6 protein-coding genes and 2 pseudogenes are annotated in these 8,224 nt (G+C 75.7%); 5 read left to right on the top strand and 3 right to left on the bottom strand.

Annotation, left to right across the window (positions count from 1 at the left end):
- Positions 1-153: 153 nt before the first annotated feature.
- Entirely contained in the window at positions 154-1,698 is a 1,545-nt protein-coding gene (locus MCAG_RS08675; RefSeq protein WP_007072588.1) for a cobyric acid synthase, read from the top strand.
- A 63-nt stretch (positions 1,699-1,761) separates the two neighbouring features.
- Here MCAG_RS08675 and MCAG_RS08670 read toward each other — a convergent pair whose 3' ends face one another.
- Positions 1,762-2,163 (bottom strand): rhodanese-like domain-containing protein, encoded by a 402-nt coding sequence (locus tag MCAG_RS08670; RefSeq protein ID WP_007072586.1) that lies wholly within the window; start codon positions 2,161-2,163, stop codon positions 1,762-1,764.
- Between MCAG_RS08670 and MCAG_RS08665 the strand changes: the two are divergent.
- The 4 genes and pseudogenes from MCAG_RS08665 to MCAG_RS08650 form a co-directional block, all read left to right on the top strand.
- Positions 2,098-2,949: pseudogene (locus MCAG_RS08665) on the top strand (uridine kinase); the annotation flags it as partial. The gene MCAG_RS08670 and the pseudogene MCAG_RS08665 sit on opposite strands and share 66 nt — an antisense overlap.
- Positions 2,942-4,294, top strand: coding sequence for a dipeptidase (locus tag MCAG_RS08660; protein ID WP_198141725.1), 1,353 nt, complete (start codon positions 2,942-2,944; stop codon positions 4,292-4,294). The pseudogene MCAG_RS08665 and the gene MCAG_RS08660, both read left to right, overlap by 8 nt.
- Before the next feature lie 77 nt (positions 4,295-4,371).
- Positions 4,372-4,578 carry a hypothetical protein gene (locus tag MCAG_RS08655; RefSeq protein ID WP_007072584.1) on the top strand — a complete coding sequence of 69 codons (207 nt, stop codon included), beginning with the start codon at positions 4,372-4,374 and terminating at the stop codon, positions 4,576-4,578.
- Positions 4,579-4,741: 163 nt separating this feature from the next.
- Positions 4,742-6,377: pseudogene (locus tag MCAG_RS08650) on the top strand (ATP-dependent DNA ligase).
- 137 nt (positions 6,378-6,514) lie between these two features.
- On the opposite strand, the gene MCAG_RS08645 reads toward MCAG_RS08650, so the two are convergent.
- Together MCAG_RS08645 and MCAG_RS08640 are read right to left on the bottom strand one after the other, a co-directional pair.
- A complete protein-coding gene (locus MCAG_RS08645) occupies positions 6,515-7,324 on the bottom strand; it encodes a hypothetical protein (protein ID WP_007072582.1) in 810 nt (269 codons plus the stop codon).
- 118 nt (positions 7,325-7,442) lie between these two features.
- Positions 7,443-8,224 (bottom strand): SURF1 family protein (locus MCAG_RS08640; RefSeq protein ID WP_050777911.1); only part of this gene is annotated, 782 nt, incomplete at its 5' end.

The raw sequence follows: 8,224 nt of genomic DNA, 5'->3' as shown, positions 1-8,224 counted from the left end.
CTTCCGGCCGCCCGCCGCTGGAGGCTTCCGGCCGCCCGCCGCTGGAGGCTTCCGGCCGCCCGCCGCTGGAGGCTTCCGGCCGCCCGCCGCTGGAGGCTTCCGGCCGCCCGCCGCTGGAGGCTTCCGGCCGCCCGCCGCCGGGGGCGACCGCCGGTGAGTGGGGGGCTGCTGGTCGCCGGGACCACCTCCGACGCGGGCAAGAGTGTGCTCACCGCCGGGATCTGCCGATGGCTGCGTCGGCGCGGGGTGAAGGTCGCGCCGTTCAAGGCGCAGAACATGTCGAACAACTCGGCGGTGGTGGTCGGCCCGGACGGCCGGGGCGGCGAGATCGGCCGGGCCCAGGCCATGCAGGCGGCGGCCTGCGGCGTGGCGGCCGACCTGCGATTCAACCCGGTGCTGCTCAAGCCGGGCAGCGACCGGTCCAGCCAGGTGGTGCTGCTCGGCGAGGCCGTCGACACGGTTACCGCCGGCAACTACCACGCCCTGCGGCCCCGGCTCGCCGAGGCGGCGTTCGCCTCGCTCGCCGAGTTGCGCGAGGCGTACGAGGTGGTGGTCTGCGAGGGGGCCGGCAGCCCTGCGGAGATCAACCTGCGGGCCGGCGACTACGTGAACATGGGGCTGGCCCGGCACGCCGGCCTGCCCACGATCGTGGTCGGGGACATCGACCGGGGCGGGGTGTTCGCCTCGATGTTCGGCACGGTCGCTCTGCTCGACCCGGCCGACCAGGCGCTGGTCGCCGGCTTTGTGATCAACAAGTTCCGGGGCGACCGCGGGCTGCTCCAGCCGGGGCTGGACATGCTGACCCGGGTCACCGGCCGCCCCACCTACGGGGTGCTGCCCTGGCATCTGGACCTGTGGCTGGACGCGGAGGACTCGCTCGCGTACGGCCGGGTGCTCGGCCGGCCGGCGGCCCCGCACGGCACGGACTGGCTGGATGTGGCGGTCGTCCGGCTGCCCCGGATCAGCAACGCCACCGACGTGGAGGCGCTGGCCACCGAGCCCGGCGTCCGGGTCCGGCTGACCGTGGAGCCGGCCGAGCTGGCCGCCGCCGACATCGTCGTCCTGCCCGGCTCCAAGTCCACCGTGGCCGACCTCGCCTGGCTGCGCCGGACCGGGCTGGCCGACGCCGTGGCCGCCCACGCGGCGGCCGGGAAGCCGCTGCTGGGCATCTGCGGCGGCTTCCAGATGCTCGGCCGGGCCGTGCACGATCCGGTGGAGAGCCGCGCGGGCAGCGTCGCGGGGCTGGGCCTGCTGCCGGTCGAGGTCACCTTCGCCGCGCGCAAGACGGTCCGGCAGGCGGCCGGCACCGCCGCCGCCGACGCGGGCGTCCCGGTCCGGGGTTACGAGATCCACCACGGGTACGTCTCGTCGGCCGACCCGGCGCTGCCGCCCCTGTTGTCGTACGACGACGGCACCGGCGAGGGGGCCGTGCTCGGCGCGGTGTGCGGCACCCACTGGCACGGGGCCTTCGAGTCCGACGCGTTCCGCCGCCGGTTCCTCACCGACGCGGCCCGTCTCGCCGGCCGTACCGGCTTCCGGGTCGCCCCGGACACCAGCTTCGCCGCCGCCCGCGAGCGTTCCCTGGACCTGCTCGGCGACCTGGTCGAGGAGCACCTGGACACCGCCGCCCTGTGGCGGCTGATCGAGTGCGGCCCACCCGCCGGGCTGCCGTTCATCCCACCCGGAGCGCCGTGCTGACCCGGGGGTGCGTCCTGGGGTTGCCCGCGTGACCGCTGCCCCGCGTGACCGCTGTGGGTGGTGTCAGTAGCGGATGTCGGCGGGGCGGTCGGACATCGGTAGCCCCGCCTCCAGCCATGCCTGGACCCCGCCGATCATGTCGGTGGCGCGGTGCAGGCCGAGCGTCCGCAGGCTGGCCACGGCCAGGCTGGAGCTGTACCCCTGCCGGCACACCACCACGATCTCCCGGTCGTACCCGGTGGCCTCGGGAATGCGCCACTCACTGGCCGGATCCAGCCGCCATTCCAGCACCGTGCGGTCGATGACGACCGCGCCGGGCAGGTTGCCCTGTTCCCGGCGCTGCGCGTCGGTGCGGGTGTCGACGAGCAGCGCGCCGAGGCGTACGGTCTCGACCGTCTCGTGTGGGGTCAGCCGGCGGACCCCCGAACGGGCCTGTTCCAGCAGGGCGTCAATGCCCGGGCTCATCACGTTGTGGCGCACAGCACGATCATGCCCGTGGCGCGGGGCGTCCGTGTGCCGAAAACGGCTCGGGTCGACCGGACGACGTACCCCCGGGGCAGGCCGCTAGCGTCGGGGCCGTGTGGGTGCCGACCGTCGAGACGTACGCGGAGCTGGGCCGGCGGGTGCTGGCCGGGCCGGCGCGGTTGGGGCGTACCCGACTGGTGGCGGTCGACGGGCCGAGCGGCGCGGGCAAGAGCGTCTTCGCCGCGCGCCTCGCGGACGCCCTGGCGGCACTGCCCGGCGGCGGGCGACCACCGGTGGTGCACACCGACGACCTGCTCGACGGCTGGGCCGACCAGCTCACCTTCTGGCCCCGGCTGGAGCGGTGGGTGCTCGCCCCGCTGCGGGCCGGAAAGCCGGGGGCCTATCGGCGGTACAGCTGGGTGCGGCGGTGCTTCCTGCCCCGCGAGCTGCCCGTGCCGCCCGCCCCCGTCGTGATCGTCGAGGGGGTCTCGGCGGCGCGGGCCGCCGTCCGGCCGGAGCTGACCCTGTCGGTTCTGGTCACCGCGCCCGCCGAGCTGCGGTCGTCGCGGGCCGTCGCCCGGGACGGGCCGGGGATCCTGCCCGAGCTGCGCCGCTGGCATGCCGGCGAGCGGGCGCACTTCGCCGCCGACGGCACGGCGGACGCGGTGGACCTGGTCGTCGACGGCGCGCCGGGCCTGCCGCACGACCCCGGGACCGAGTACGTCGCCCTCGGCGGCGGTAAGGCCGGCATACGATGCCGGTCATGACCTTACCGACCATGTCCGATGCCGAGGTGCGAGCCGCCGTCGCGCGGGAACTACCCGGCGTCCGCGCCGACCTGGAACGACTCGTCCGCATTCCCGGCGTCGCCTTCGACGGCTTCGACCACTCGCACGTCGAGCGGTCCGCCGAGGCGGTGGCGGAGGTGCTGCGCGGCTGCGACCTCGACGTGCGGATCGTGCGGTCCGGCGGTCAGCCGGCCGTCATCGGGAGGCGGGCCGCCCCGCCCGGCGCGCCGACCGTGCTGCTCTACGCCCACCACGACGTGCAGCCGGTGGGCGACCTGTCGCTGTGGGAGTCCGACCCGTTCGAGCCCGTCGAGCGCGACGGCCGCCTCTACGGGCGGGGCGCGGCCGACGACAAGGCCGGGATCATGGCGCACGTCGCGGCGCTGCGCGCCTTCGGCGACCGGCTCCCGGTCGGTGTGGTGCTCTTCGTCGAGGGTGAGGAGGAGTACGGCTCGGACTCGCTGGAGCGGCTGCTCGCCGAGCACCGCGACGAACTGGCCTCGGACGTGATCGTGATCGCCGACTCGACGAACTGGGACGTCGGCGTGCCGGCGCTGACCACCTCGCTGCGTGGCATCGTCAACTGCTTCGTCGAGGTCCGCACCCTGGACCACGCCGTGCACAGCGGCATGTTCGGCGGCGCGGTGCCCGACGCGCTCACCACGCTGGTCCGGCTGCTGGCCACGCTGCACGACGACGCCGGGAACGTGGCCGTCGCCGGGCTGGTCGGGCGCGAGGGTGCCGCCGTGGACTACCCGGAGGACCGGTTCCGGGCCGAGGCCGGGCTGGTCGAGGGCGTGTCGCTCATCGGCACCGGCCGGATCACCGACCGGATCTGGACCAAGCCGGCCATGGCGGTGCTCGGCATCGACGCCCCGGCCACCGGCGAGGCACCGAACGCCCTGGTCCCCGCCGCGAAGGCCAAGCTGAGCGTACGGCTGGCGCCGGGCGACGACCCGAAGCGGGCGTACGCGGCGGTGCGCGAGCACCTCACGAAGCACGCGCCGTGGGGCGCCCAGGTGACGGTGACCTTCGAACACGACGGTGCCCCCTGCGTCATCGACGCGTCCGGCCCGATGTTCGTCGCGGCCCGTGACGCCTTCCGCACGGCCTGGGACGGCACCGAGCCGGTGGACATCGGCATCGGCGGCTCGATCCCGTTCATCGCCACCTTTCAGGAGATGTTCCCGCAGGCGGCGATCCTGGTGACCGGGGTCGAGGACCCGCACGCCCGGGCGCACGGCCCGAACGAGAGCCTGCACCTCGGCGAGTTCGCCCGGGTCTGCGCGGCCGAGGCGCTGCTGCTGGCGAAGGTGGCCGCCGTGGGCACGAACCGGAGTTAGGTGACGGAACCGTAACTTCCCAGTTCATCGGGGTGTTTTCGGCGTGTCGCGGGACAGCCTGGTATAGCCTTTCGAACATGAGTACGAACGAGGTGATGGCCCGGCTCGGGGCCGCCGTCAGCGCTCTGGGGGACGTGGACGTCTCCGCGTGGTCTGAGGACACGCTCAAGGAACAGCTCGGTGACCTCTCCACCGCCCTGGTCACGCTGGACGCGTTGCTCTCCCGCGTCGCCGACGAGGTGCGCGCCCGGGGCCTGCGCATCGAGGAGCCTGTCGCGGTCTGATGGGCCCGCGAGACCCCGGTCCGGCGCAGAGGGGGCGTCAGGGACCGGTCGGCCCGGGAACCCGTCACGGGTGCTCGGGCCGGGGTGACGCGGCGGCGTGGGAAGCGGCAACTTCCGGCGTCGGCCCGCGTATCCCCAGCGGCGTCGGGGGGTGGCTGGCAGGATGAGGTGCGTGCGGTTCCTCGACCTGGCGGCCACCTCCGCCGCCGTGGGCGCGACCACCGGCCGGCGGGCCAAGGTGGAGCTGCTCGCCGCGGCGCTGCGGGCTCTCGACCCGGCCGAGGTCCCGGCGGGCGCCGGCTGGCTCGCGGGCGAGCTGCGGCAACGGCAGACCGGCGTCGGCTGGGCCAGCCTGCGCGACCTGCCGCCGCCGGCCGCCGAGTCGACCCTGACCGTCCGCGCGGTCGACGCCGCGATCGACGACATCGCGGCGGTGGGTGGCCCCGGCTCGCAGGCCCGCCGCCGGGCGCTGCTGCACGCCCTCTTCGCCGCCGCCACCGCCGAGGAGCAGCGGATGCTGCGCGGCCTGTTCAGCGGCGAGCTGCGCCAGGGCGCTCAGGCCGGGCTGCTGGCCGACGCGATCGCCCGGGCCGCCGACGTGCCGCCGAATGCCGTGCGCCGGGCCCTGCTGCTCGCCGGCGACCTGCGGGCGGTCGCGGTGGCCGCGCTGCGGGGCGGCGCGGCTGCGCTGGCCGACTTCGGGCTCCAGGTGGGCCGGCCCGCTCGCCCCGATGCTGGCGGCCAGCGCGCCGTCGGTCGACGAGGCGCTGGCCTTGACCGGTGTCCCCGCCGTGGTCGACGTGAAGCTCGACGGCATCCGGGCCCAGGTGCACCGCTCCGGCTCCGACATCGCGGTCTTCACCCGCAGCCTGGATGAGATCACCGCCCGGGTGCCCGAGGTGGTCGCCGCCGTGCGGGCGCTGCCCGCCCGGGAGTTGGTGCTCGACGGCGAGGCGATCGGCCTGGACGCCACCGGTCGGCCGCTGCCGTTCCAGCAGACCTCCAGCCGGGCCGCCCGCCGCGCCACGCCCAGCGCCGGCGGCACCACGCCGAACATCGGCGACGCCATGCCGGGCGCCGGTGGCCCCGCCCCGGTCGCCCCGGCCGTGCTCGCCGCCGCCGAGACGACCGGCGAGGCGGTGCTCACGCCGTACTTCTTCGACCTGCTGCACCTCGACGGCGACGACCTGATCGACCGGCCCGGCCACGAGCGGTGGGCGGCGCTGGCCAGCGTGGTCGACCCGACGCTGCTGGTCGGGCGGATGGTGGTCGACGGTCCCGAGGCGGCCGGCGCGGCTTTCGCCGCTGCCCTGGACGCCGGGCAGGAGGGCGTGGTGGTCAAGGACCCCGACGCCCCGTACGACGCCGGCCGGCGCGGCGCGGCCTGGGTCAAGGTGAAGCCCCGGCACACCCTCGACCTGGTGGTGCTCGCGGTGGAGTGGGGCAGCGGCCGGCGCAGCGGCTGGCTGTCAAACCTGCACCTCGGCGCGCGGGACCCGGCCACCGGCGGGTTCGTCATGCTCGGCAAGACGTTCAAGGGGCTCACCGACGAGGTGCTGCGCTGGCAGACCGAGCGGTTTCTCGCCCTCGCCGTGGAGCGCGGTGACTGGGTGGTCCGGGTCCGCCCTGAGCAGGTGGTCGAGATCGCGTTCGACGGGGTGCAGACCAGTTCCCGCTACCCGGGCGGGATGACGTTGCGCTTCGCCCGGGTGGTCCGCTACCGCGGCGACAAGACCGCGGCCGAGGCGGACACGATCGACGCGGTCCGGGCGATCCACGCCGGCCGGCACCCGGCCTGAGCGGGGTGCCGGCGCCGGGTGCGTGCCGTGCCGGCGAATCCCGGGCGGGCCGGCGTGCGATGCCGGCCGACGTGGCGGTATCCCGAGCCCAGGACACCGCCACGTCGCCGACATCGCCGACGATCGCTCGGCTCGGGTCAGGCCGACAGGGACCGGGCGTAGTTGACCTGGTTGTTGATGTGCTGGACCTGGCCCTGGTCGGTGACCGGGATGCGGGCCACGTACTGGCGGGGGCCGTTGCTGACCGTCACCTGCACGGTGCCGTGGTGCCGGGTCTCCTTGATCAGCAGGAAGAGCAGGCTGAAGATGGTGAGGCAGAAGAACCCGAGCACGGCGCAGACGATCGCCCAGGTGGCCACCTTCTGCTCCGTCTGCCAGTAGTCGGCGACGTGCCACTGCGCGCCCGCCACGGGCAGCACGCCGGCCGGCGTACGGATCTCCGGCGGGGCCACCATGATCTCGCCGATCTGCACCGCCGCCACGGACGCCCCGTACTGCGGGCCGCCGAACGGGGCCGCAGTCGCCGTCAGCGCCGGCGGATAGGGCCCGGGAGGCCCGCTGGCCGGCGGCGCGGAGTACGGGCCGGGGGCCGGCGGCGCGGAGTACGGGCCGGGGGCCGGCGGCGCGGAGTACGGGCCGGGGGCCGGCGGCGCGGAGAACTGGCCGCCCGGCGGCGCGGAGTACGGGCTGATACCCGGCGGCGCGGAGTACGGGGGTGCGGCGGGCGGCGCGGAGTACGGCCCGCTGGCGGGCGGGGCGGAGAACGAGGCGGTGGCCGGCGGGGCGGCGAACGGGTCGGCCGCGGCCGGGAAGCCCGCCGGCGGGGTCGAGTACGTCGTCGACCGCAGCGGGACCGCCCAGGGGTCGGTCGACGGGTGCGTCGCCGTCACCGGCTCGGACGGGTTCGGCTCCGGCGGGTGTGGTGGCGGCGTGGGTTCAGGGGTCACCGCGACCCCCCACGGTAGTCGATCACCCGGCGGACACTACAACTTCCCGCCGTGCCCCGGCGACCCGCCGACTGTCCGGTTTCCGCAGCGCGGCGACCGGGAGAGAACCCGGGACCGGTCAGGCGGGGGCGGTCGGGGAGGGCTCGGCGGCCCGGTCGAGCGGCTTGCCGGGCCCGTCAAGCCCGGCCATCCGGCGGGCCTCCCGCCGCGCCACCCAGCCGTAGCCGAAGAGCGTCATCGCGGCGAAGAGCCACCACTGCACGACGTACCCGAAGTTCTGCCAGTTGTTGGTGTGCCCGATCGGCACCGCCTGGAACACCGGGTCGGCGGCCGGCGTCTGCTCGTCGAGCAGGACGTAGGCGCCGTACACCGGGTACGGCAGCTCCCGGGCCAGCCGGGGGACCCCGATCCGCCGGGTCTCCAGCCGGCCGTCCCGCCGGTCCACGGCCCTGGCACCGCTCTCGGTCGGGTGCACCCGGCCCACCACGGTCACCTCGCCCTGCGGCACCGGCGGCAACTGCGGCTGCGCCAGCGCCCCGCCCGGGGCGGGCGGCACCCAACCCTGGTCCACCAGCACGGCCGTGCCGTCGGCGAGGACCAGCGGGGTGACGACCTCGAAGCCCACCCGGTTGTCGACCGTCCGGCCCCGGACCAGGACGACGTTCGCCGCGTCGTACCGGCCGGTCACGGTGACCCGCGACCAGGTGGCCTCGTCGGCGGGCGCCGGGCCGGCCGTGCCACCGCCCCCGGTCGGGGCGGGCACGGCGTCGCGCAGCGGCACGGGTGCCATCCGCGCGCCAGCGTCGATCCGCTCGTTGATCGCGGTACGGCCCCGGTAGCGGTCCAGCTGCCAGTTGCCGAGCAGCACCATCACGGCTGCGGCGACCAGGGTCAGCGCGA

The organism is Micromonospora sp. ATCC 39149 (assembly GCF_000158815.1).
In the GTDB taxonomy this organism is placed as follows: Bacteria; Actinomycetota; Actinomycetes; order Mycobacteriales; family Micromonosporaceae; genus Micromonospora.
The sequence above is the reverse complement of the archived record's forward strand: the minus strand, read 5'-3'. Positions and strand labels throughout refer to the sequence as shown.

What these genes read in the sequence shown, in the direction of transcription:
- MCAG_RS08670 (WP_007072586.1), bottom strand. Translation starts at nt 2,163, where the DNA reads ATGAGCCCGGGCATTGACGCCCTGCTGGAACAGGCCCGTTCGGGGGTC.
- MCAG_RS08660 (WP_198141725.1), top strand. Translation starts at nt 2,942, where the DNA reads ATGTCCGATGCCGAGGTGCGAGCCGCCGTCGCGCGGGAACTACCCGGC.
- MCAG_RS08655 (WP_007072584.1), top strand. Translation starts at nt 4,372, where the DNA reads ATGAGTACGAACGAGGTGATGGCCCGGCTCGGGGCCGCCGTCAGCGCT.